Annotated in this window: 16 protein-coding genes and 4 pseudogenes; 7 read left to right on the top strand and 13 right to left on the bottom strand. The window is 62.0% G+C overall.

Features of this window, described 5'->3' with window-relative positions; all coding sequences use genetic code 11:
- Positions 1 to 1,491, top strand: a 1,491-nt coding sequence (locus tag BM177_RS17540) for a GLUG motif-containing protein (RefSeq protein ID WP_091686249.1), incomplete at its 5' end; no start/stop codon positions are given.
- Positions 1,492 to 1,722: 231 nt separating this feature from the next.
- Here the strand turns inward: BM177_RS17540 and BM177_RS19685 are convergent.
- From BM177_RS19685 to BM177_RS17515, 5 genes and pseudogenes are all read right to left on the bottom strand, one after another.
- Entirely contained in the window at positions 1,723 to 2,442 is a 720-nt protein-coding gene (locus tag BM177_RS19685; protein WP_139223711.1) for a hypothetical protein, read from the bottom strand.
- 128 nt (positions 2,443 to 2,570) lie between these two features.
- Positions 2,571 to 2,837 (bottom strand): hypothetical protein, encoded by a 267-nt coding sequence (locus BM177_RS17530; RefSeq protein WP_091686244.1) that lies wholly within the window; start codon positions 2,835 to 2,837, stop codon positions 2,571 to 2,573.
- Positions 2,838 to 2,860: 23 nt separating this feature from the next.
- Positions 2,861 to 4,006 (bottom strand): DNA polymerase IV, encoded by a 1,146-nt coding sequence (gene dinB, locus BM177_RS17525; protein WP_091686262.1) that lies wholly within the window; start codon positions 4,004 to 4,006, stop codon positions 2,861 to 2,863.
- 11 nt (positions 4,007 to 4,017) lie between these two features.
- Positions 4,018 to 4,684: pseudogene (locus BM177_RS17520) on the bottom strand (SOS response-associated peptidase).
- Between the two features lie 9 nt (positions 4,685 to 4,693).
- Entirely contained in the window at positions 4,694 to 6,763 is a 2,070-nt protein-coding gene (locus BM177_RS17515) for an ATP-dependent helicase (protein WP_091686239.1), read from the bottom strand.
- A gap of 186 nt (positions 6,764 to 6,949) precedes the next feature.
- On the opposite strand from BM177_RS17515, the gene BM177_RS17510 reads away from it, so the two are divergent.
- The 3 genes and pseudogenes from BM177_RS17510 (at position 6,950) to BM177_RS17500 (ending at position 12,400) form a co-directional block, all read left to right on the top strand.
- Complete coding sequence (locus BM177_RS17510; protein ID WP_091686259.1) at positions 6,950 to 7,711, top strand: ImuA family protein; 762 nt, start codon at positions 6,950 to 6,952, stop codon at positions 7,709 to 7,711.
- Positions 7,626 to 9,150, top strand: a pseudogene (locus tag BM177_RS17505) (DUF6504 family protein). Before BM177_RS17510 ends, BM177_RS17505 begins: the two are co-directional and overlap by 86 nt.
- Positions 9,147 to 12,400 (top strand): annotated as a pseudogene (locus BM177_RS17500) (error-prone DNA polymerase). The pseudogenes BM177_RS17505 and BM177_RS17500 overlap by 4 nt, the downstream one beginning before the upstream one ends.
- A gap of 117 nt (positions 12,401 to 12,517) precedes the next feature.
- Here BM177_RS17500 and BM177_RS17495 read toward each other — a convergent pair.
- A complete protein-coding gene (locus tag BM177_RS17495) occupies positions 12,518 to 12,907 on the bottom strand; it encodes a YbhB/YbcL family Raf kinase inhibitor-like protein (RefSeq protein ID WP_091686234.1) in 390 nt (129 codons plus the stop codon).
- A 387-nt stretch (positions 12,908 to 13,294) separates the two neighbouring features.
- Complete coding sequence (locus tag BM177_RS17490) at positions 13,295 to 14,173, bottom strand: NAD(P)-dependent oxidoreductase (protein ID WP_091686256.1); 879 nt, start codon at positions 14,171 to 14,173, stop codon at positions 13,295 to 13,297.
- A 122-nt stretch (positions 14,174 to 14,295) separates the two neighbouring features.
- Here BM177_RS17490 and BM177_RS17485 point away from each other — a divergent pair, with 122 nt between their 5' ends.
- Both BM177_RS17485 and BM177_RS17480 read left to right on the top strand, forming a co-directional pair.
- Positions 14,296 to 15,117 carry an alpha/beta hydrolase gene (locus BM177_RS17485; protein ID WP_091686232.1) on the top strand — a complete coding sequence of 274 codons (822 nt, stop codon included), beginning with the start codon at positions 14,296 to 14,298 and terminating at the stop codon, positions 15,115 to 15,117.
- 117 nt (positions 15,118 to 15,234) lie between these two features.
- Positions 15,235 to 16,206 carry an NAD(P)H-binding protein gene (locus BM177_RS17480; RefSeq protein WP_091686254.1) on the top strand — a complete coding sequence of 324 codons (972 nt, stop codon included), beginning with the start codon at positions 15,235 to 15,237 and terminating at the stop codon, positions 16,204 to 16,206.
- Positions 16,207 to 16,368: 162 nt separating this feature from the next.
- Here BM177_RS17480 and BM177_RS17475 read toward each other — a convergent pair whose 3' ends face one another.
- The 6 genes and pseudogenes from BM177_RS17475 to BM177_RS19675 form a co-directional block, all read right to left on the bottom strand.
- Positions 16,369 to 16,686, bottom strand: a complete 318-nt coding sequence (locus tag BM177_RS17475) for an HU family DNA-binding protein (protein WP_244532416.1) — start codon at positions 16,684 to 16,686, stop codon at positions 16,369 to 16,371.
- A 232-nt stretch (positions 16,687 to 16,918) separates the two neighbouring features.
- Positions 16,919 to 18,010, bottom strand: coding sequence for an LssY C-terminal domain-containing protein (locus BM177_RS17470; RefSeq protein ID WP_342028935.1), 1,092 nt, complete (start codon positions 18,008 to 18,010; stop codon positions 16,919 to 16,921).
- 45 nt (positions 18,011 to 18,055) lie between these two features.
- Positions 18,056 to 18,293: pseudogene (locus BM177_RS20780) on the bottom strand (peptide-methionine (S)-S-oxide reductase); the annotation flags it as partial.
- A 33-nt stretch (positions 18,294 to 18,326) separates the two neighbouring features.
- Positions 18,327 to 19,574, bottom strand: a complete 1,248-nt coding sequence (locus BM177_RS17460; protein WP_091686228.1) for a hypothetical protein — start codon at positions 19,572 to 19,574, stop codon at positions 18,327 to 18,329.
- A gap of 206 nt (positions 19,575 to 19,780) precedes the next feature.
- Positions 19,781 to 20,536, bottom strand: a complete 756-nt coding sequence (locus BM177_RS17455) for a M48 family metallopeptidase (RefSeq protein WP_244532415.1) — start codon at positions 20,534 to 20,536, stop codon at positions 19,781 to 19,783.
- A 1,310-nt stretch (positions 20,537 to 21,846) separates the two neighbouring features.
- Positions 21,847 to 22,329, bottom strand: a complete 483-nt coding sequence (locus BM177_RS19675; protein ID WP_139223710.1) for a hypothetical protein — start codon at positions 22,327 to 22,329, stop codon at positions 21,847 to 21,849.
- A 560-nt stretch (positions 22,330 to 22,889) separates the two neighbouring features.
- On the opposite strand from BM177_RS19675, the gene BM177_RS17435 reads away from it, so the two are divergent.
- On the top strand, positions 22,890 to 23,536 hold a 647-nt coding region (locus BM177_RS17435), incomplete at its 3' end, for a helix-hairpin-helix domain-containing protein (protein ID WP_244532414.1).

The raw sequence follows: 23,536 nt of genomic DNA, 5'->3' as shown, positions 1-23,536 counted from the left end.
AACGCGGGCGGCCAGGCGGGCGCGACCCGGCCGTTCCTTCTCTCTGAATATTCGACCAATATCGTCAACGCGCATCAGCTCCAGCTGATCGCGCTGGATACAAAGGCGAACTACACGCTTGGCGCAGACATCGACCTCGGCTCCGCCCTGACGAACCCTGCAGAACACTGGTTCACGCCGACGAACACGCCATATCCAATTTCCGGCTTCAACCCGATCGGCCAGGGGGGCAATCAGTTCACCGGGACCTTCGACGGCCAGGGCCACACGATCTCGAACCTGACCATTCAGCGCCCGACGGACGCAACGAACGCAGCAATATGGACCGGGTACAATGTGGGCCTGTTCGGCTATGTCGGCGGCGCGGGCGTGGTCGAGGACGTCAACCTCGCGGGCGGCGGCGTCACCGGCTACAGCAGGGTCGGCGCGCTTGTAGGTAAAAACCACGGAACCGTTCAGAGCAGCTCCGCGTCTGCGTCGGTGTCGGGTGAGGATCATGTCGGTGGCCTCGTCGGCTGGAGCTATGGAACAATCAGACAGAGCAACGCCTCTGGGGCAGTGACGGGCGACACTAATGTCGGTGGCCTCGCGGGAGTAAATAACTTCAGCGTGACTTCAAGCTTCGCGACCGGAACCGTCAGCGGCTTTTCCAACGTTGGCGGCCTCATTGGGGGAAATCTAGGCGCAGTCTCGCAATCCTATGCGACGGGCTCGGTCAGCGGCGCGGCTGTGTACGGGGCCCCGGACATCGGCTCTCTCGTTGGTTACAACAACGGAGCCATCAAAAACTCCTACGCAATGGGCGCCGCCAGTGGCCGATCCTATGTTGGCGGCCTCGTAGGTTTGAACGACACTTTTGGCTCTATCACGCAGTCCTTTGGGATGGGAGCGATCACCGGCTATGCCTATATCGGCGGCCTCGCCGGCGTGAACAGTGGTTCTATTCTGCAATCTTATGCTACAGGGAGGACGACAGGCACGATTGTCAGCGGCTTTTCTGCCGGTTGGGGCATCGGCGGCCTGATCGGCGGCAACATCGGAAAGGTCACGCAATCCTATGCAACGGGGATGGTCAACGGCAGCGCCTCAGAATATGTCGGCGGTCTCGTGGGATGGAACTACACCTCAGGCGGCTCCATCTTGCAATCCTATGCGACAGGAGCGGTCAGCGGCGCATACTTCACCGGCGGACTTGTCGGATATAATGACGGCGTCATTTCGCAGTCCTACGCGACAGGGACAGCCAAGGGTTTTGGCTTTGGCTTTGGCAGCGGCCCTGGCGGCCTCGTCGGATATAGCACCGGCGCCGTCGCCAACTCGTATTGGGATATTCAGACCAGCGGGCAATCGACAAGCGCTGGCGGCGTGGGCCTCACCACCGCCGAGCTCAAATCTGGCCTGCCATCGGGTTTTGATCCCACAATTTGGGCGAGCAATTCCGGCGTCAACAACAGCTATCCCTACCTGAGGAGCGTTCCGCCAACGCCTTGACGACAAAGAGCCGGGCTAATGGGCCCTCAACACCGCGAAGGTCCAGCCCGACAAAACCGCTGACGAAAACACCACGTTTTTACACGACCTCGGTCGATTTCTGCCGCTCGCCAGAGGCCCAAATCAGTCCGTTTGCGAACTCAGAATCCATGTTTTTCAAGCGACTGCATTTAAATTCACTCGGCGGCCTTTAGCATTGCAGCAAACACAATCAACTCCGGATAGCCCGCTTTATGATGCTTTTAACTGACGGATTAGGTCGGGTAGTCGGTTTCTTAATGTCGTTTCAGTTGGCAGGGCTACGCTCGGATGTTTTTCCGTAAGCCATGCGCGCATGTCTCGCGCCCACTCCGCCGTCGGCTTAGACAGGCCATCGGGCCGGAAACGACGGCGCACCTCAGCTTCCACGAAGGGCCAAGTCGTCGGTCTCCCCGGCAGCCCTGTTGCATAAACCGCTGAAACGGCAGTCGAGGGAGCTGCGACGGTCGGTTCGGACGGTTCGTTCGGAAGAGCGTCTAAGGCCCGCTCAAGTTGGTCCGGCGGAATTCCCCAGATAGGTGGCGGCAGTGGGCGTCCAAAATTGGATTCAATAGCGATTGGTTTGGCCTTAAGCGGCGCCATCCACTTCAATTCTGCGTAGATGGGGCGCGGCGACGATGCAGCCATACGCTGTGCGTCCATGGCCTGCTTGCGATCTTGCTTTCTTTTTCGCGTTTCGCGGATGGCAAACAGACAGGTCCGGTTCGAAACGTGATCGTCGACATACGCCTTCATGTCCGGATATTGTTTGTAATAGCCGTTGATTATGCGCTCGCGAGAATTATCGGATTGCATCTGTCCCTTTGCATAAGCTTCGGCGAACGCCCAAAACCAAATTTCATCTTCGAGCCCCCTTTTTAGATCGAGGAGGGTCAGGCCGTCATTATGATTTGCTATGTCAATGGTCGACATCGTCTATTCCCGGTTGCTCGAGCCCGCACGAGTGATTTGGGCGTTGACGGCTGGGCAATCAATTCTCTCGCGCTTTGGAAACATCCCGTTTCTACTCGAAAAGATCCCCCAGCTCCTCGCGAAAGTATTTAGTGAGCATCCGTCTTTTTTGCTTGGAATATAGAGCAAATCTCGTGACGTTGCTCGCTCGCTCTCGAAGTGACCGCTGACCAAAGCCGCTCGACAAGGAAAGCTGCGACTGCTGCCCGCTTTGGCGCAATAAAGGCCGGCCAGAGCAGATCATCCTTATTGGATAAAACTAATCCCTGATCAGCGACGATGGCCAGAGCCGAGCCGAAACCAACTCCGTATTTGGCCCCTTCGACGCGAACCCCATAATACCGGCTTTCATTCATCTCGTTCTCCTTGCGCCATGATCCTAAAGCGCAAAACTCGACTGCGGTTTCTTCCCGGTGTTCCGTGCCTCCAGCGACGACAGCGAAACGCCGAGCAGCCGAACGCCTTTCTCCACCGGAAAAACATGGGCGAGGAGGTCGAGGCTTTGCCGTTCGAGATCCGCTCGCGGCACGATGGGCGCATCGCCGGTTCGGCTTCGCGTGATCTGCTGGAAATCGGCATATTTCACTTTCAGGGTCACGGTCCTCCCGCGGGTTCCCGCGCTCTCGCAATGGCGCCAGACCTTTTCGAGTAGCGGCTGCAGGGCTTCGCGCGCGGAGTCAAAGGTAAAGAGATCCGTAAAGAAGGTGTTTTCCGCGCCGACAGATTTCCGGACCCGGTCGGCGCGAACGGACCGCTCATCAATTCCGCGCGCGATCGAATAATAATAGGAGCCGGATTTTCCGAACTGATGTTGCAAGAACGCGAGAGACCGCTCCTTCAGATCGAGCCCCGTCGCGATCCCGAGCCGGTTCATCTTCGCCGCCGTCGCCGGCCCGACGCCGTGGAATTTTCGCACCGGCAGCGTCTCGACAAAGCCAGGCCCCATTCGCGGCGTGATGACGAACAGCCCGTCGGCCTTGCGGTGATCCGAGGCGAGTTTCGCCAAAAACTTGTTATACGAGACCCCGGCTGAAGCGGTGAGATCCGTCGCGGCGCGAATCTTGGCGCGGATGTCTTCTGCGATCTCGCGCGCGACGGTCATGTTCTTGAGATTGTCCGTGACGTCGAGATAGGCCTCGTCCAGCGAAAGCGGTTCGATGAGAGGCGTATATTCGGCGAAGATCGCACGCATGTGCTGCGAGATCGCCTTGGAGATCTCAAACCGCGGCTTGACGAAAACCAGATCCGGGCATTTGAGCTTTGCGAGGATCGAGGGCATCGCCGAACGCACGCCAAACTGGCGCGCTTCATAGCTCGCCGCTGCGACGACGCCGCGCTCCCGCGAGCCGCCGACCGCGACCGGCTTGCCGCGCAGCTCCGGATTGTCGCGCTGCTCCACAGACGCAAAAAACGCATCCATGTCGACATGGATGATCTTGCGCAGCCGCGCGGGCGCGGGCGCGCTATCTGAATCGCGAAGGCGCCGCGCGGCGGCGTTCCTCTCACATCGATCGCTCGTGCGCATGACAACGCTATTCATGCCACGAGGCCTCCCTCGTCTTTCTTTCCGCCGCGCGCGACAATCGTCAGCGCGCCGTCAGGAAGCGGCCGCTGCAGCGTCAAGGCCTCCTCCGGAGGCGCATTCATCCAGAGATCAATTTCATCCTGGGTTGTGAGGATCACCGGCATGGCTTTGGGATGGATCACGCCGACCTCCTTGTTCGCGTCCGTCGTCAGAAACGCGAAGATGTCGTTCGCCGTCTCGCCTTTCCTTCACCTTGCGGACCGAGGTCCAATGGGTCCACACCCCAGCAAAGAACGCGAGCGGCCGGGTCTCGTCGAGGGCGAACCAGACAGGCGGTTTTGCGCCATCTGGGAGCGTCTCATTCTCGGAAAAGCTGGTAAATGGGACGACGCAGCGGTTGGCGGGTTGCAGCCAGCGGCGCCAGTGCGGCGACTTCACATTGCGAATATTGGTGATTCCGGGATCGCATTTCTTGCCCTTCAGCGCGAACACGGGCGAGGGCATGCCCCAGCGCGCCAGCGTCAGCTCGCGGCCCTCAGGGTGATTGCGCACGAGCGGAGCCGCATAATCGGGAAAGATTCCCGGAAACGGCGGCAGATTGCCGGTCCGGTCCTGCATCGCCCGGGAGAACTCGCGAATGGCCTGCTGGCCCTTAGTGTAGGAGTAGAGATTGCACATCGCCGTTCCCTATCGCCACATGCCGCGCATCCGCGCGCCGATGTCGACGCGCACCTGCCTCGCCCTGACAGCGCTCGCCGCCTCCGGCCTCACAGCGGGCCAGGCTGCGATCTCGAAGAACTTCAAAAGAGCGGCGGGAATGAAGCGCGTGCGCGCGCCGGTGACATGGCGGTCGCCCTGCGGATGCTGGCCATGGGTGAAGAAGCGCTGCGGAACCAGAAGATCGAGAGTCTCCATCGCCCGCGTCATGGCGACATAAAGCAGGCGCCGTTCTTCTTCGATCTCGGCCGTGGTCCCCGTCCCAAGATCGGAGGGAATGCAGCCGTCGACGGCGTTCAAAAGAAACACCGATTTCAATTCCTGTCCCTTGGCGGAATGGATGGTGGAGAGGATGAGATAATCGTCGTCAAGATGCGGGACGCCGGCCTGATCGCTCATTGCGTCGGGCGGGTCGAGGGTCAGCTCGGTCAGAAACCGCTCGCGCGACGGATAACCGGCCGCGATCTGTTCCAATTGCAAAAGGTCGGCCTGGCGCACCACAGAATCGTCGTGAATGCGCTCGAGATGGGGCTCATACCAGAGCCGCGCCAGCGCAAGCTCCGCCGGCCAACCCGCGGCGGCGGACCCGATCTGCATCAACGCCTCGACGAACGCGGTCCAGTCGGCGCCGGCGCGCGGCGGCGGGGCCATCTCCGAAAGTGCGGACCAGGGGTCCGGCTGCGCCGCCATCAGATCGAGCGCGCGCTGGGCCGAGCTTGGTCCGACGCCGGGCAAAAGCTGCATCAGGCGGAAGCCCGCGACCCGGTCGCGCGGGTTCTGCGCAAAGCGCAGCAGCGCCAGCATGTCCTTGACATGGGCGCTGTCGAGGAATTTGAGGCCGCCGAATTTGACGAAGGGAATGTTGCGCCGGGTCAGTTCGACCTCGAGCGCTCCGCTGTGATGGGAGGTCCGGAACAGGACCGCCTGTTGCTTCAGCGCCGCGCCCCCTTCGCGGTTCTCCAGAACCGCCTCGACGACGTAGCGCGCCTGATCGGCTTCGTCACGGACGGTGACGAGGCGCGGGCGTTGTGAGGATTGACGCTCGGTCCAGAGGTTCTTGGTGAAGCGCTCGGCGGCGAGATCGATGATTGCATTGGCGGCGGCGAGGATCGGCTGGGTCGAGCGATAATTGCGATCGAGGGTGACGATGTCGGCCTTCGGATTGAAGGCCGCCGGGAAATCGAGAATGTTGCGCACGCAGGCGGCGCGGAAGGAATAAATCGCCTGGGCGTCGTCGCCGACAACGGTGAGCCCCCGGCCATCCGGCTTCAGCGCCATCAGGATCGAGGCCTGCAGCCGGTTGGTGTCCTGGTATTCGTCGACGAGAACATGATCGAACCGCCCGCCGATGTCGTCGGCAAGCAGAGGATCGCTGACCGTCTGCGCCCAATAGAGCAGCAGATCGTCGTAATCGAGAATGTTCTGGGCCTGCTTGGCCTCGACATAGGCCGCGAACAGATCGCGCAATTGAACGCTCCAACCGGCGCACCAGGGGAAGAAACCTCCCAGAACCTCCTCGAGCGGCAACTCCGCGTTCACCGCGCGCGAATAGATGGCGAGGCAGGAGCCTTTGGTTGGAAACCGGCTCTCCATTTTTGAAAAGCCGAGCTGATGCCGCACGAGGTTCATCAGATCGGCGCTGTCTTCGCGATCATGGATCGTGAAAGCCGGATCGAGGCCGATCTGCTCGGAATAGTCGCGCAGCAGCCTTGCGCCGATCCCATGAAACGTCCCGGCCCAATGGAGCGCGTCGGCGAGCGCCAAAGCGTTGCTCTCCAGCGCCAGCGCGCAGATCTGCGCGACGCGCCGGTTCATTTCGGCGGCGGCGCGTCGCGAAAACGTCATCAACAGGATCCGGCGCGGATCGGCGCCGTGGACGATCAGGTGGGCGACGCGATGCGCCAGCGTGTTGGTCTTGCCTGATCCCGCGCCTGCGATGATCAGCAGCGGCCCGCCGATCGCTGCGTCAGTGAGCCCAATTCCGTGCTCCACGGCGCGGCGCTGGTTCTCATTCAATTTTTCCAGATGCGCCTCGCTCACCCACGCCCCCGATCGCTTGGCTTTTTCAGAATAAATCAGGCGGCTGCTTTCGCTTCGCTTGGTTCAACGCTGGGTTTCGCGGCGGCAAGCAAGCGGCGGATTGACTCTCGACTCGCAATCAGAACATTTGGGGAACATATCATCCCAAAAACGCGTTGGGAAGACGCCGCAAAGGCCTTTTATCCTATGAAGGAAACTACTCCCAATCCCGTCGTCGCCGAACTTCGCGCGCGCATTCAGCGCTTTGAGGCCGTAGGGGCGCGCGGCCGCAAGGCGCTGCCCTTCGGAATCAAGGAGATCGACGCGCGTCTGCCCGAAGGCGGCCTGGCGCTCGGCGCATTGCATGAGGTGGCCGGCGGCGGCAATGGCGCGATCGACGGCGCCGCGGCGGCGCTGTTCGCCGCTGGCGTCGCCGCCCGGCTTCGCGGAAAAGTCCTCTGGTGCGTCAGTCGCCAGGACCTGTTCGCGCCGGCGCTGGCGCGGGCCGGACTGCCGCCAGATCGGGTGATCTTTGTCGAGGCCGGCGACGAGAAGTCCGTTCTCGCCTGCTTCGAGGAAGGCCTGCGCCATGGCGGTCTTGGCGCGGTCGTCGCCGAGGTCGCCCGCCTGTCGATGACCGCCTCGCGCCGGCTGCAGCTCGCGGCCGAAGGCTCGGGCGCCATGGGCGTCGCCATAAGGCGCTGGCGGCGGCAGGCCGACGCCGCCGATTTCGGGCAGCCGACAGCCTCGGTCACCCGCTGGCGCGTCACCGCGCTTCCCTCGAGCCCCTTGCCCGTCGAAGGCGTTGGGCGCGCAAGGTGGCGGCTCGAATTGATCCGATGCCGAGCTGGCGAAAGCGCCGATTTCGAAGTGGAGGCCTGCGATGGCATGGGTCGTCTCAGTGTTCCTGCCGACCTGGCCGACGGACCGGTTCAGACGAAAACTCGCCGCCGCCGCGCCGCCGGCTGAGACGCCGCTTGTGCTGATCGGCCGCGAGGGCAGGCGGCGTGTGGTCGTCGCTGCGGACCCTGCCGCTCAGGCCGCGGGGGCTGCGCATCGGCATGCCCGTGACCAAGGCGCAGGCGCTGACGCCGGGTCTGATCGTGAGGGACGCCGATCCCGCCGACGACAGGCAAGCGCTCGAACGCCTCGCGCTCTGGGCGCTGCGGCGCTATGCGCCGATCGCCGCCGCCGACCCGCCGGACGGAATCGTCATCGATGTGACTGGCGCGGCCCACCTTCATGGCGGCGAAGACGCCCTGGTCAAGGGCCTGGTCAAGCGGATCGCGGCCTCGGGCGTCGCCGCTCGCGCCGCCCTCGCCGACAGCTGGGGCGCCGCTCACGCGCTGGCGCGTTTCGCCGCACGGCCAGTGCTCGTCATTCCGGCCGGGGAGAGCGCCAAGGCGATTTTCGATCTGCCGGTCCGCGCCCTGCGCCTGCCAAACGCCATGGTCGACAATCTTCGTGTTCTCGGGTTTCAGAGCATCGGCGAACTGGCGGCGACGCCGCGCGCGCCGCTCGCCCTGCGCTTTGGACCCGAACTCGGCCGCCGTCTCGATCAGGCTTTGGGACGGCTCGCCGAGCCGATCATTCCGGTGCGGCCGCCGGACCTCATCGCGGTTCGCCGCGCCTTTGCCGAACCGATCGGCGCCGCCGAAACCATCGCTCGCTATACCGGCCTGTTGGTTGCCGCGCTGTGTGACGCGCTCGCTGCAAAAGACCTCGGCGCGCGCCGCCTCGACCTTGTCTTTCATCGCGTCGACAACAGTCTCAAAGCCATTCGCATTGGAACGGCGGCGCCCGTTCGCGACGCCAAGCGCCTAACCCGCATGTTCTGCAACAAGATCGAGACCATCGATCCAGGCTTTGGGGTCGAGATGATGAGCCTTGCCGCCACCATCGTCGAGCCGCTCGTGGCGCGGCAGTTGATGTCATCGCTTGCGGACGATCCCGATACCGACGTCTCGGCTCTGATCGATGCGCTCGCCAACCGCGTCGGCGAAAGCCGGGTCTATCGGCTGAAACCGGTCGCCAGCGATGTGCCGGAGCGCTCCGTCCAGCGGATCGCGCCATTGGCGCCGGCCACCGGTGAGGAATGGCCAAACCATTGGCCGCGGCCGTCGCGGCTGTTCGCCGCGCCGGAGCCGATCGACGCAATAGCGCTGCTGCCCGATCATCCCCCCGTTGCGTTCACCTGGCGCGGCGTCCGCCGCCGCGTGAAGCGCGCCGATGGGCCTGAACGCGTCTTCGGCGAATGGTGGAAGCGCGACGCCGAACTGGCGGCGGTGCGCGATTATTTTCAGGTCGAGGACGAAGCCGGCGAACGCTACTGGATCTATCGCGCCGGCGACGGCGAGGACGCCGCCACAGGCTCGCACCGCTGGTTCCTGCACGGACTGTTCGGATGAGCCCGCGCTATGCCGAACTGCAATGCACGTCGCATTTTAGTTTTCTGCGCGGGGCGAGCTCCTGCGACGAATTGTTCACGCAGGCCGCAAGCCTTGGCGTCGAGGCGCTTGCGATTGTCGACCGCAACAGTCTCGCCGGAATCGTTCGCGCCCATGAGGCGGCGAAGGCGACCGGGGTGCGCCTGATCGTCGGCTGCCGCCTCGATCTGTCGGACGGCGTGTCGGTCCTCGTCTATCCGACCGATCGTCCCGCCTATGCGCGGCTTTGCCGTCTGCTGTCCCTCGGCAAGAGGTGCGCCGGCAAGGCGCAATGCCGGCTCGACTGGTCCGATCTCGCAGCATATGGCGAGGGCCTGATCGCGGTCCTCGTTCACGGCGAGGCGGATGAGGCCTGCGCCCTGCAGCTGCGCCGGCTCGCGCAAACCTTCGGCGACCGCGCCTATCTGGCGCTGACGCTGCGCCGCCGGCCGAACGATGCGCTGCGCCTGCACAATTTGGCGAACATGGCGGCGCGGGCCGGGGTTGCGGCCGTCGTCACAAATGACGTGCTGTTTCATGTCCCAGCGCGCCGCCTGCTGCAGGATGTCGTCACCAGCATCCGGCATAATTGCGTCATCGACGACGCCGGGTTCCGGCGCGAGCGGCACGCCGATCGCTATCTCAAAACCCCAGACGAAATGGCCCGGCTGTTCAGCCGCTATCCGGAGGCGCTGGCGCGCACGCTCGAAATCGCCGGGCGCTGCCGCTTCACGCTGGACGAGCTCGCCTATCAATATCCGCACGAGGCGTTGATCCCGGGCCTGACGCCGCAGCAGGCGCTGGAAAAGTTGACCTTTGAAGGCGCGGCCGAGCGTTATCCCGAGGGCGTTCCCGACAAGGTAAGAGCGCTCCTCAAACATGAGTTGCAGCTGATCGAGACGCTCGGCTATGCGCCCTATTTCCTGACGGTGAATTCAATCGTCCGCTTCGCCCGCAGCCAGGATATTCTGTGCCAGGGCCGCGGCTCCGCCGCCAACAGCGCCGTCTGCTACGTGCTCGGGATCACCTCGATCGATCCCGAGCGCAACGACCTCCTGTTCGAGCGCTTTGTCTCCGAGGAGCGCCGCGAGCCGCCCGATATCGACGTCGATTTCGAGCATGAGCGGCGTGAGATCGTCATGCAATGGGTGTTCGAGACCTATGGCCGCGATCACTCCGCGCTCTGCTCGACGGTCGTTCGCTACCGCGCCAGGGGCGCGTTGCGCGATGTCGGCAAGGCGCTCGGTCTGCCCGAAGACCTCATCAAAATGTTGTCGTCCCAGGTCTCGGGCTGGTCCAGAGAAGGGATCGATCCCAAGCACGTGGAGGAGCTGAACCTCAATCTCGGCGACCGGCGCCTGCGGCTTGCGCTCGACCTCGCCCGCGACCTCATCGGCGCCCCCCGCCATCTGTCGCAACATCCCGGCGGCTTCGTCCTCACTCATGACCGGCTCGACGAGCTCGTTCCGATCGAGCCGGCGGCGATGAAGGACCGGCAGGTGATCGAATGGGACAAAGACGACATCGACGCCTTGAAGTTCATGAAGGTCGATTGCCTGGCGCTCGGCATGCTGTCCTGCATGAAGCGCGGCCTCGACCTCTTGGCCGCGCACAAGGGCGTCACCCTCGACCTCGCCTCGATCCCCGCTGAGGATCCACGCACTTACGCGATGATCCGCAAGGCCGACACGATTGGGGTGTTCCAGATCGAGAGCCGGGCCCAGATGGCGATGCTGCCGCGGATCAAGCCGCGCACCTTCTACGATCTCGTCATCGAAGTGGCGATCGTCCGGCCGGGCCCGATCCAGGGCGACATGGTGCACCCCTATCTGCGCCGCCGCGAGGGCAGGGAGGAGGTCGTCTATCCGACTCCCGAGCTTGAGAAAGTGCTCGGTAAGACGCTCGGCGTTCCCTTGTTCCAGGAGCAGGCGATGCGGGTCGCGATCGAATGCGCCGGCTTCACCGCCACTGAGGCTGACCAGCTCCGGCGCTCGATGGCGACATTCAAATTCACCGGCGGCGTTTCGCATTTCCGCGACAAACTGGTCGGCGGCATGGTCGCCAAGGGTTATGAGCAGGCCTTCGCGGAAAAGACCTTCATGCAATTGGAGGGTTTTGGCAGTTACGGCTTTCCCGAAAGCCACGCCGCCTCCTTCGCGCTGATCGCCTACGCGTCGTCCTGGCTCAAATGTCATCATCCGGATGTGTTCTGCGCGGCGCTTCTGAACGCCCAGCCGATGGGCTTTTACGCGCCGGCGCAAATCGTCCGAGACGCCCGCGACCATGGCGTCGAGGTTCGTCCCGTATGCGTCAACGCCTCGCGCTGGGACTGCACGCTCGAGCCAACGAACCGTGAGGATCGCTTCGCCGTGCGGCTTGGCCTGCGCATGGTGCGGGGGCTCTCCAATATCAACGCCGCAACGATGATCGGCGCGCGCGCCGACAAGCCATTTGCCTCGGTCGACGATCTTTGGCGGCGCTGCGCCGTTCCCGCCGCCGCCTTGGTGCAAATCGCCGAGGCCGACGCCTTCCAACCGTCGCTAAAACTCGCCCGGCGCGAGGCGCTCTGGGCGATCAAGGCGCTGCGCGACGAGCCGCTGCCTCTCTTCGCCGCCGCATCCGCCCGCGAAGCCGAGGCATTGGCGGAAATCAGCGAGCCCGCGGTTAATCTCCGGCCGATGGCGGCCGGCGGCGAGGTCGTCGAAGACTACGGTCATGTTGGGCTGACGCTGCGCAGCCATCCTGTCTCGTTCCTGCGCGAAGATCTACGCCGCAAAGGCGTCGCAACCTGCACTGATGCAATGCAGGCGCGTGACGGACGCTGGCTTCGCGCCGCCGGACTTGTTCTCCTCCGGCAGATGCCCGGTTCCGCCAAGGGTGTCATGTTCATCACCATCGAGGACGAGACGGGCATCGCCAATCTCGTCATCTGGCCGAAACTTTTTGACAAGCAGTGCCGCGCAATCCTCTCAGCCAGCATGCTCGCCGTCGACGGCCGCATCCAGCGGGAAGGCGACGTCGTGCATCTCGTCGCCCGGAATCTTACGGATCTCTCGTCACTTCTCGCGAGCGTCGCTAATCGCGACTTGGCCGCTGCGTCGCCGTATAGACGCGAAGGCGACCTCCATCGCTCAAGTCCCCGGTCGATCCTCTGCCTAAAGGATTAACAACCCGCGGCATGCCGACTCTCCACGTCGATACGATCAAGGTGAAGGCTCGGGATTTCCGGTAGGGCTGGTGTCTGCCGGCAGCCTCGGCCTTGCGCGCCGGCGCCTCGCGCCGAGACACCTTCAAAAGACTGGCAAGGTGAACTCGCCGACACCGCGCGGAGTACTGAGCCAAAATAAGCTCAAGGCGCTTGAAAGCTGCCTTCGGCAGTTGTGCGACCCACTCGCTTTCCGCTTTTGTCCCAAGCTTCAATAGTCCAGACATAGCGATGGACTGCGCCGGCCGGCGGGCATGGCCCTATGTAATTGATGGCGCCCTCAGGCACATATCCGCCGCCATTGTACTGAACGTTGCCACCGCCATGCAGAAAGTTCGGCGCGTCTTTGTCGGTCATGGTGAAATGCAGGCTTTCCGTTCCCTTTGGCGCGTCGTGGATCGTGAAGGCTGGCGAGACTTTGCCGCACGCTGTTATCCCTGACCATGAGAAGCGCGCTTCGAAAGCCAAGGCGCCATGTTTCGAAGCAAGCACAAAAACGGTGGCGAACCAAAAAAGTCGGGCCGGCGGGCGCATCTTGGATCCTTTCCGCTGTTCGAGTGGGGGTCTATCATAGGGCTAAAGGCTGGTTTCGCCAGGTTAGGTCGGATCAAACTCATCGACGTCGCGCTTGCGTCTTAGTCGAGCGAATTGGTGATCAACTCCGTGCTCGGGCCCCACGCTCCGGAAACCGTTTGCGGCGCGATTCGTTTTAGAGGGTGAGGTCTGAAGCCAATCCCATGTCCCGCCTCTCTTATCCCAACGAAAGCGCCACCTATCGAGACGAGCGAAACAAACTTCTCGACGCCGAGATCGCGCTACGCGCGCAAATAGACACCGTCCATGCAGAAGGGCCAGCTCTGTCATACATACCTTGTTAGGGCGGCTGTTTAGCGATGGCTCTCGTACGATAGGCAATGGACCCTAAAGTCCCGCATCGTCCACCGCGCGTTTGGCGATCGCCGACCAATCAAGATCACCGTCACCATGAGCCAGGGCTGCTAAGAATCGGTCGCGGATGATCGCGGCGAAGGGCAATGGAGTTTCAAGCTTTTCACCTGCCTGCTGCAGTAGGCGGTTGTCCTTGAGCCCAAGAAGAAGTTTGAAACCCGGCGGTGAAAATGAGCCATCGCGTATGATAGACCCATAGGTCTTGTAAACCGGCGCCGCGAAAAGCGTCTCCGTCAGCAATTCGTAGACTTTGGCGGTTTCGATTCCACCCTTCGTCGTTAACGCAAAGGCCTCCGCCAGGCTTTCGATCACGCCAGTGATCAGAAAATTCCCCGTGAGTTTGACGAGATTGGCCTGAGAAGGTTTTTCGCCCATGATGAAAATGCGCTGTCCCATCGCTTCCAGCGCTGGCCGGATTTTTTCGACTACGCCGGCTTCGCCAGCGACGGCGATGAACAATTTTCCGGCTTCAGCGGCGTCTGGACGCCCAAACACAGGCGCAGTGGCATAATTCTGGCTTTGCCCAGCGTGCGCCTCAGCGAGACGCTCGGACAACGCGACCGAGATCGTGCTCATAGAGATATGCGTCGCTCCTTTGGCCAGCCCGGCGATGATTCCGTTTTCGCCGAGGCTCACCGCCTCCACCGCGCCGTCGTCGGCCAACATCGTGATGGCGATTTCGCAATGTTTGACCGTCTCTGCAGGCGTTTCTCCGATGCCGACGCCGAGCGCGCTGAGCGCCTTTGCTGGCTCAGGACTTCTATTCCACGCCACGACTGTGTGGCCATGCTCGACGAGGTTGCGCGCCATCGCGGTCCCCATGCCGCCCAAACCAAGAAATGCGATATCCATCGACTCATCCTCTGTCCCAGTCGTCATGCCACTTTAGCCGTAATTGTCATCACCAATTGGAGCCCAAGAACGTTCGCGCCGAACACTGAACGTCTGCGCCTCTTGAGTAAGGAAGCCGCCATATGTGGACAAGCCTTGTCATTGGAGTCGTGGCCTATGCAGTGCTCATCATCGGCATGTTCGCATTCCAACGACGATTGCTGTACTTTCCCGCAAAAATGACGGCCTCGCCCGCGGCGTTCGGTCTTGCAGGCATGACGGAATTATTTCTTGAGACGCCCGACAACGTCAGACTGCAAACTTGGGTTCAGCCCGCGCGCCCTGGTTTTCCCACGATTTTGTATTTCCACGGCAATGCATTTCATCTCGGCGAACGCGCTGCTTGGTTCAAGGGTTTCATCGACGCAGGTTTTGGGCTCGTAGCGGTCAGCTATCGCGGCTTTGGAAAGAGCGAGGGCAGCCCTTGCGAATTGGGAATTTACATCGACGCCCGCGCCGCAATCGACTATGCCGAACGCCAACTCAACTTATCGCCACGGACGCTCGTTTATTTCGGAGAATCGCTGGGAACAGGCGTGGCGGTGCAGATGGCGACGGAGCGACCGCCCGGGCTTTTGGTCTTGCAGGCCCCCTACACTTCAGTCGAGAAGCGCGCCGCTGAGATTTATCCCTTCCTGATCGGCGTGCGCCACCTCGCTCGCGATAAATATAACTCTTTGTCAAAAATCGGCCGGGTCGACGCGCCCATTCTCATCCTTCATGGCGCGAACGACGCTGTCATCCCACTCCGCCATGGAGAAGCACTGTTTGCGGCGGCGAAAGTGCCAAAATCAATGATGGTTTACGCAAACACGCATCACGATGACTTCACGTGTGCACAAATCACAGATCCCCTCAAAGAGGCGGCGGTAAAACATGGTCTGATCAAAAATGTCGTATCGTAAGATTCTGCCGGTAAAAGATGAAACCCAGTGGGAACCGCCATGCCGGTGCCGAATCATATGACGAAGGCCCAGCCGGTCAAGGGGACGCCGCGCTCATCATTGCGCCAACGTGTTTGCCTGCTTGGCGCAACCGGCACCATAGGCCGAGCGACGCTGCGTGTGCTTGTGCAACGCGGTCATGACGTTGTTTGCTTCGTTCGCCCGCAGGCCGCCCGGGGCTGGCCGCGCGCGACGGAGGGCGACGGCGCGTTCTTCAATGGAGCTGCCGCGAGGTTCGTCGATGTTTTGAATCCAGCATCGCTGACGCGCGACGGCTTTCAGGGCGAGCGGTTTGATGCCGTCGTGTCCTGCATGGCCTCCCGGACGGGCGCGCCGAAGGATGCGTGGGCAGTCGATTATCAGGCGCACGTGGATTTGCTTGCGGCGGCCCAGGAATCAGGCGTCTCTCAGTTCGTGCAGCTCTCCGCGATCTGCGTGCAAAAGCCCGTCCTCGCGTTTCAACATGCCAAACTGGCGTTCGAAACGGCGCTCATGGAGTCGGGCGTCCCATATTCGATCGTAAGGCCGACGGCGTTCTTCAAGTCGCTGTCGGGCCAGGTTGAGCGCGTGCGGCGAGGCAAGCCGTTCCTGGTCTTCGGCGACGGCATGCTGACGTCCTGCAAACCGATCAGCGACAACGATCTCGCAATTTACCTGGCGCAGTGTCTGGAGGACGAGCTTCGCTGGAACCGAGTGCTTCCCATCGGCGGACCTGGGGCTGCGGTCACGCCGCGGCAACAGGGAGAGTTCCTTTTTGCGCTCCTACGCCGCCCGCCTCAATTTCGCAAGGTGCCGCTCGCGATGCTCGACGGCATTGTCGGCGCTCTGAGCGTGATCGCCCCCATCGCGCGTCCTCTTGCCGAAAAGGCTGAACTCGCGCGGATCGGACGCTACTACGCGACCGAATCCATGCTGTGGCTAAACCCCGAAACCGGACGCTATGACGCCGACGCAACGCCGGCGACAGGCGCCGAGACGCTCTTCGATTTCTACTCTTCGGTTATAACCGGCGACATCGCGCCGGAGCGTGGCGATCACGCCGTGTTCTGAGCCCGCAAACATCATATCTCTCCGCTTCGGCTGGCGGACTGACCGAATTTCCCGCAGGGCGTAGCTGATCAAATTGTGGCCCATTGCGATCACAGGGACGACATCGGAACCACGATACAGGACTGATCAACTTACGAGCCCGCTGAGTGCTCAAAGCGGCAGTTACCGGGAGACCGCTGCCGTTTTGAGCTTGGATAAGGCGCGAATGCTTACGCGGACGCTGGCCGGCTTGGCCGCTCCCTTGACCATCTGGCCGGTAGCAGGATTGCGAACCAGGGTTCCGGCCTTCCGCGCCGGCACTTTACGCAGAGACACTTTCAAAAGACCCGGCAAGGTGAATTCGCCGACACCGCGCGGATGGACTGAACCGAGCAATACGCCTTCCAATGTGGCGTAAACTGATGCCGCGGTTTTCCGCGGCAGATCGTTCTGCTCGGCGACAAGATTGATGAGCGCCGCCTTCGTCAAGGTTTCCTTCACCGGACGAACAGACGCTCCCTTCGCCAAGCTCGCCTTGTTAGTCGATGCTGGCTTGCTTGTTTTTGCCTGAGCCATAAGAACTCTCCATGTGTTGAACGAACCTTCGCATGTTGATTCGTGCGCTAGCTGATTCTTGCTAAGGATTTACAGTTAATTCCGAATTAACGGAATTGCGTTCGAGGCGAATGTAAGCGCGTAAACATCCTTTTTCCCATCCTCCAGAGAGATTGAATTAATCCAAATTCAGGTCGGCCACGGTCACCCGGCCGTCCGTGACGTAGCGGTTCACCTTTCCGATCACGAGGCGCTCGCCGGGAAGGTGGGCGCGGACATTCGCGATCACGCCGCACCCCTCGAGTTCGCCAACGATGAAGTCGCGTTCGGCATTGGTGTCGGCGTCGGTCGCATGGGTGACCTGGAAGGTCAGGCGCGTGAGGGACAGGCCCGTATCCCGCGTTCCCGCGCCGACCCAGATCAGAGGCTCGCGGTCCTGCGGCGGCGCGGCGTTGCGCCAGAACTCGGGCGTGTTGAGTTCGGCCTCTGCGCGTTCAATGGAGATCGCCCAAAACCGGACGTGATTGCGCTTGCGCGGGCTGCCGCCGATCGGCCGCTGGAAGCCGATGTCCTGGCCGCGGCCGAAGAGATAGAGCGTGCTGAACGGCGCGGTCGGATAGGGCCTGTTCAGCACGAAGGCGGCGACCATCCGCCAAGAGCTGCGCAGGCTCAGGGCGTCGGCCTCGTGCCAGCCGGCGGCTGCGAAGGCGCGTCTGAGCTGATCCCGCGTTCCGATCAGCGTAAGGTTGACCGGATCGCCCGGCAGGCCGTCTCCCGTCGTCGTGTAGCTCGGAACGTGGCCGCGGTGCAGGATGCGCAGGCCGAGCCGGATCGCGCGCGGGAGTATCACGTAAGCGGCGAGGGAGTAGGTGACCGCCAACGCCAGCGCCAACGGCAGACGCCTATCAGCCGAATGGAACACGACAAACGCGATGACCCAGACGGTTAATACGCCCAAGCCGAAAACGAGCAGGCGCTCGAAGAGCAGCCGCAGCACCGTCATTGTTTGCTCCGGGGGCCGATTCGCATCGCAACTTGTCGCCTGCCGAGAGCTGAGGTGCAAGGACCTGCTTGCGCGGCTCTCTTCGACCCACGCCTCGAGACGCACAGGCGCGCCGTTCGCTGATAGGAAGACTTCAGGCGGCTCAGAAGATTCGAAGGATGGCTGATGGCGCGCCGCCGCAGTGGGCTCGACCCGGCGGCTCATCTCGGCCGCCGCCCGGTGGGAAAAAGTCATCAGCAGGATACGACGCGGATCGGCGCCGCTGATGATCAGATGGGCGACGCGGTGCGCCAGCGAGTTGGTCCTTGCCGGGGGAAGCTTCCAGTTCGGCCGCGGAAAACGGCAGGTATAGCCATTAGGATAACGCTCCAGGTAATCCTGGTGCTCAGGCTCGGCTTCACAGAAGTCGCCAGCGGGCGTTACGTCGGTCACGACTTTGCCGGGCCAAAGGCCGGTTCGCATCGCCGATGGTGTCCTCTGCGACCCGCTTCTGATCCTCGCTCGTATAGAAGATCGCCGACCGGTAGCTCGCCCCGGCATCGTTTGCCCTGACGATCAGGATGAAGCGGGTTGCCCATGGTTGCTAAACGCTGGGCTCAACAGGATGCCAGCGCGAGAGCGCGGCCTGGATGGCATGCTGAAACAGTACTCGGCCTGGCGCGCATTGCCGCTCCCTCAACTTGGAGAGTTCTCGCAAGGCCCATTCGACCGATCCGATCTGGCGCGAAGCCGCGAGAAGGTGCTTCACGGCGTCGTCGACTTCCGCCACGCTCGGGTCATAGCCCCCACCAGCGAGCAGGCTCGAGAGAGCGAGCAGCGCGACGGTGGCGGCGAATTTGGGCTCCTTGCCGCAGAAATCCCGGGCTGCCCGCACCAGCGTCGACGGGTCTGCGCCGTGGGTGGCGGCACACTCGACAGCGATGTCGAAAAATCCGGAATCCTTCGCGGCCGCAAACCATTTGCCCTTGTCGCCCCGGGTTTCCATCAGATCCAGGAGCATCCGGCGGCTGTCACGGTCGGGATATGTGCGGACCAGAGAGCGGTAGACCGATAGGTTCGTCGCGCCGCTAGCCGCACGCAGGCCATAACGTCGATAGGCCTGGTCCGAGCGACCGTGGTCGATCAATAGTTTCTCACAAAACCGGTCGATGGACATTTCGGAGACGCCGGGATTTGTGCGGCTGCGGGCGTCCTCGGCATACGCGATCGCGGCTTCCCACAATCCCTGGCGAACCAAAGCTTCGGCGCCGAACCTGCTCCAGGACCAAAACTTCGTCCGTCGCGTCGCCAGCAGTTCCTGAAGTTCGTCGTAACGGCCGCCTTCGAGCAGACACGACAAGCAGATGGATGCTCCAATTACATGATGGAAGGTTTGATGGTCGGCCCAGGCGCGCCGCACCATTTCGATCATTCGGTCTGCATATTCGTTGATCAGGTCTGGATATTGGGCGATCTCGCCCCAGCGATCTTCGAGCGGCGCCAGACATTCGACGCCATCGTTTTGCACAGCCTCGAACAATCTCTCGAGCCACTTTCTTCTGGTCGCGTGGTCCGCCGGCGCGAGGGTCAGGATCGGGATTAACTCGGTGAGCGTGCGAAAGACCGCGGCGCCAAGGGAGCCTGATGAGGTGTCAATGCCCTGGAACGCCGGCCAGATGCGCTCCATCAACGACACGACGCCCTCTCCCGCCGCGATAGGATCGGATTTCGCCACGGACCTGATCTCGACGGCAGCTTCCTTGAGCCGGCCGATGGCGAGACTCGACCCGCGCCAGCCATAGGCATTGGCGCGAAGTTTCGTCTTGAACTGCCACTTGCGAACTGACGCCATCAGTCTCGCACACTATTTCTAAGGTCGGCCTGATTTAGCCGCTTCACCAAGGGTCACGGCCTGTCCCAACGAGGTTGGGATTTTGCGGCGCCGCGATCAAGGTGAGAATGCTTCTCACCAAATCGGTCGTGCGATTGGCGAACGAAAGGACTGCCTCTGCGATCCGTCCCGCTTCCTCAGCGTCGACGGGCGCACGTCTACCGCGCTCAACGACACGTTCCCGGCGTGTGCGTCAGCGGCGACGGCATAGAGTACGGGACAGAGCCATTGCCAGTCGCGGCTTCCGGGGAAGCAGCCGCGCCGGCCGGCTCGTTCATCCTGGGGCCGATCCAATGCAAGTTCTCTCCATGCGTCTTCAGCCAAGATTCGGCGGCCGACACGTCTTTGCAAAGTCCGCGCACGGCGTTCCAGAACGCTGACGAATGGTTCATATGCACGAGGTGCGCGACCTCATGCGCCGCTAGGTAATCCAGCACGAAAGGCGGTGCCATGATGAGGCGCCAGGAGAAGTTAAGCGCCCCAGATGACGTGCACGATCCCCACCGGCTTGTGGTGTCGCGCAGGGTGATTTTACGGACGCGGACGCCAAGTTGAGCCGCATGGCGCGCGACGGCGGCCTCAAGGTCGCGCCTCGCCTCCCGCATGAGAAAATCGCGGACCCGCCGCGGTACAAAGCACGCCTCGGAGCTCACGCAAATCAGCGGCTCTGCGCTGGACCCAAAGGATTCCTCCACGGTTTGGACCCAGACAACGCTCCGCTTCGCGGGTCGATGGTCGATCCGGTGCGGAACGCCGCGCAGCGGCGCCAATTCTCCTGGCCCCATGTGAAGTCTCTGCGGCAACTGGCGAAGCCGGGAGCTGATCCAGGGTGCCTGCCTTTCGGCGAAGAGTTTTGCGTCGATGAGTTTTGCGCGCGCCGGAATCGTCAGGACGGCATCCTGCGTCGCGGCCCGAACCCTCAATATAAATCGGCGCGCGGCAGCGCTTCGTTTGATCTGGATCCGATAGGTCTCGCCCCCGTGAGAAACGTCGAAATGAGAGACGTCGGAACTGCGGGGCGAATCTTTTCGTAATAGGCGCGGCATGCTGTGAGATTAGAGTTCCGCCAGCTCTACCGCCACCGCTGCGAGTGATTGTCCCACAATCTTTTTTTGCATGGGACAAAAAGCGAAAAAGCTGAGTGCGTCGAATCCGGCTCGGCATGAACGAGAATTCGAGGCGCACTCTTTTCCAGAAGGGGCTTCCTTCACGCTCCCCTTGTGCGCGTCATGAAGCTCCCGCTTCGTCGCCGCCCGCCGTCTCAGCGGCTTGCTCCGGTAATGTGGTCGCCGCACTACTGGAGCCAGAAGGTGCGCCTCGCCCGGCGGCGGCGAGGTCCCGCTGTTTAGAATTTTTCGTCTTTGACGGCTTGGCAGGGAGTCCAACTGGCGCGGCCTTTGGCTTCAGCCGTCTTCCGAGCTCGGCCACCTGTTGTTCCAATTCCGCAATGCGGTTGGCAGAGAGTTTTGCCTCCCGCGCGGCCTCTCGGTTCTTGGAGCGAAGCTTCGCATTGACCTGTTCCAGCTTTTCTATCTGGACGCGTAAGTCGCCTTTGCTCACTTGACCGAGAGGGGCCGAGGTGGACGCGGCTGCCTTGGATGGGCTGGCGGGTTTCGCGCCAGGGCCTGGCCGGCTGCTCTTTCCTTTCGGCACGGGGGCGCGAGCCGGCGCTGAACCTGTCTGCTTGCGTCCCTTGAGGGCTGGCTTCACTGCTTTGATCGGGGTTATGGCTCGCGGCATGGCTTTCACGTCCTGGCGGGTGTTATCGCAGGGAAATCAATTGGCGCCCTGGCGCCCCACAGCTGGCGCGAACTCCGACCGATTCGTCCGCATCCTATCGATCGATACTATCATTGACTCTACAAGCAAGCACGCGGCGCAAAACCCGCGAAAATATGTCTTGCGTAAACGCTTGCAGGCGAGAACTTTGGCTGAGATCGCAAGGTAAACCGCGCTCCCAGAGCCCCCCTCGCAAGGCCGCCGCACTCCGATTTTCTCTTTCAGGTCTTTGGCGATCCGCCAGCCAAATTTTTGGCGCGCCTCGATCGTCATGCTGGCCCGCGTTGGTCCGTTAGGCGGCACCTCGCCTCACTCGACAGGCGGCGCGAATGATCCTGAAATGACAATCCGAAATGGCGGGTCCGGCCACAAGGCATCCCAGATAAAGCGGCCGGCGCCCCGCGAGAACATCCTTCCCGCACTAAAAATAGGACGCAGGCGACACTTCTACCTGCTACTCGGCCGCTTCGCTTTGTACCAAGCTGACGCCGGACGGCGAGGCTGCACGGCGGCCCCGTGTTTTGCCGGCTGACCACTTGCCGTCCTTGGTCTTGGCGAGACCTCGCTTTTTCAACCCCTGAAGCGCGAAGGACACGGCCCGATTGTTAACCTCGCGGCCCGCGGCATTGATGCGCTCGGAAAGCTCAGCAGCCGAAAGAGCGCCGTGCTGGTCAAGAACTTCGCTGATCGCCGCGGCGAGTGATTGACGGGGCTCCGCCGCCTTGCTCGCCAATGGCTTGCTTGTTTGAAGTTTGCGACTTGCGTGTTTTGGCCCAGGCTTTTGCTTTGCCTTCGGCGCGGGGGATGGCGCTACCTTTGTTTGCCGCGCTGCAACCTTGTCGAGCGCCAGGAGCTCACGTTCAGCGATCCGCAGGTGGCTGATTTTCGTCTCCAGATCGGCGATCTTCTCGTGAATCCGTTCGAGGGAAGTTTGCATCGATTTGTTCCTTATGTGGGGGAAAGACGCGGCCTGTGGTCCTTGGAGAAAGTCCGAAACATCCAATCGGCCAATCCAGAAACCTTCGAAAACGGGTCCGCGTCACTCAAATCAGCGAACTGATTCGCACCCCGTTTACGCTTTCTACCGCAGAGCGCATGTGTCTCACAATAGGATCTTCGATTCTGTAGCGGTCAAATACAATGTTATTCGCCACGCAGACCGATCAAAGTGTGGAGTTTCATTTATTCGATGCAGGCATTCTTCAAGTCTGCTTCAGGGCACACTGGCGTCAACTTCGCGCCTCTGGGTAGAACCACCGCTGACCCCCACAAGCATGATTACCGATTTCACGCATCCGACGATTCTCTCACCGACGGTCAAAGTTTTTGCGCATCCACCAGCGGCGGCAGCTTGGACTACGCGACGGCCTGGCGGGGGCGAAAGCTCTCAACCATGCGTACGGGTTGCGCCCGATCGCCACAGCTTGGTGTTGCAAGCAGGTCAGAGGCGGCGTTTGATATTATCGTCCCGCCCGTACCTTGCAAAGATATGATCCTTTGAAGCCCGCTCACACCAATCCTTCGCGTGAAACCCTCGCCGGCACTGTCGAGCGGGTGACGTTTCACAATGAGGAGAATGGATTCGCCGTCCTCAAGGTGAAGGCGCGCGGGCGGCGCGATCTCGTCACGCTGGTCGGACACGCCGCCTTTATCTCCGCCGGCGAATTCATCCACGCCGTCGGCGTCTGGCTCACCGACCGTACCCATGGCCTGCAATTCAAGGCCGACACGCTGAAGACGACCCCACCGACGACGGCGGAGGGCATCGAGAAATACCTCGGCTCGGGGATGGTGCGCGGCATCGGTCCCGTCCTCGCCAAACGAATCGTCGGCGCGTTTGGAGAAGCGACTTTCGAGATCATCGAGGCCGCGCCCGAGAAGTTGCGCGAGGTCCCCGGGATCGGCGAATTCCGCGCCGGCAAGATCGCCGCGGGCTGGGCCGAACAAAAGGCTGTGCGCGATATTATGATTTTTCTGCATTCCCATGGCGTTGGGACGTCCCGGGCGGTGCGCATCTTCAAGACCTACGGGCATGACGCCATCGGCGTAATGACCGAGGATCCCTACCGGCTCGCCCGCGACATCAAAGGCATCGGGTTTCGCACCGCCGACGCGATCGCCATGAAAATGGGGATGACGAAAGA

Source organism: Methylocapsa palsarum (assembly GCF_900114285.1).
In the GTDB taxonomy this organism is placed as follows: domain Bacteria; phylum Pseudomonadota; class Alphaproteobacteria; order Rhizobiales; family Beijerinckiaceae; genus Methylocapsa; species Methylocapsa palsarum.
Note: the sequence above shows the minus strand (reverse complement) of the source record. Positions and strands in the feature narration are given on the sequence as shown.

What these genes read in the sequence shown, in the direction of transcription:
- BM177_RS17460 (WP_091686228.1), bottom strand. Translation starts at nt 19,574, where the DNA reads ATGGCGTCAGTTCGCAAGTGGCAGTTCAAGACGAAACTTCGCGCCAAT.
- BM177_RS19675 (WP_139223710.1), bottom strand. Translation starts at nt 22,329, where the DNA reads ATGCAAACTTCCCTCGAACGGATTCACGAGAAGATCGCCGATCTGGAG.
- BM177_RS17485 (WP_091686232.1), top strand. Translation starts at nt 14,296, where the DNA reads ATGTGGACAAGCCTTGTCATTGGAGTCGTGGCCTATGCAGTGCTCATC.
- BM177_RS17510 (WP_091686259.1), top strand. Translation starts at nt 6,950, where the DNA reads ATGAAGGAAACTACTCCCAATCCCGTCGTCGCCGAACTTCGCGCGCGC.
- BM177_RS17530 (WP_091686244.1), bottom strand. Translation starts at nt 2,837, where the DNA reads ATGAATGAAAGCCGGTATTATGGGGTTCGCGTCGAAGGGGCCAAATAC.
- dinB (WP_091686262.1), bottom strand. Translation starts at nt 4,006, where the DNA reads ATGCGCACGAGCGATCGATGTGAGAGGAACGCCGCCGCGCGGCGCCTT.
- BM177_RS17490 (WP_091686256.1), bottom strand. Translation starts at nt 14,173, where the DNA reads ATGGATATCGCATTTCTTGGTTTGGGCGGCATGGGGACCGCGATGGCG.
- BM177_RS19685 (WP_139223711.1), bottom strand. Translation starts at nt 2,442, where the DNA reads ATGTCGACCATTGACATAGCAAATCATAATGACGGCCTGACCCTCCTC.
- BM177_RS17495 (WP_091686234.1), bottom strand. Translation starts at nt 12,907, where the DNA reads ATGCGCCCGCCGGCCCGACTTTTTTGGTTCGCCACCGTTTTTGTGCTT.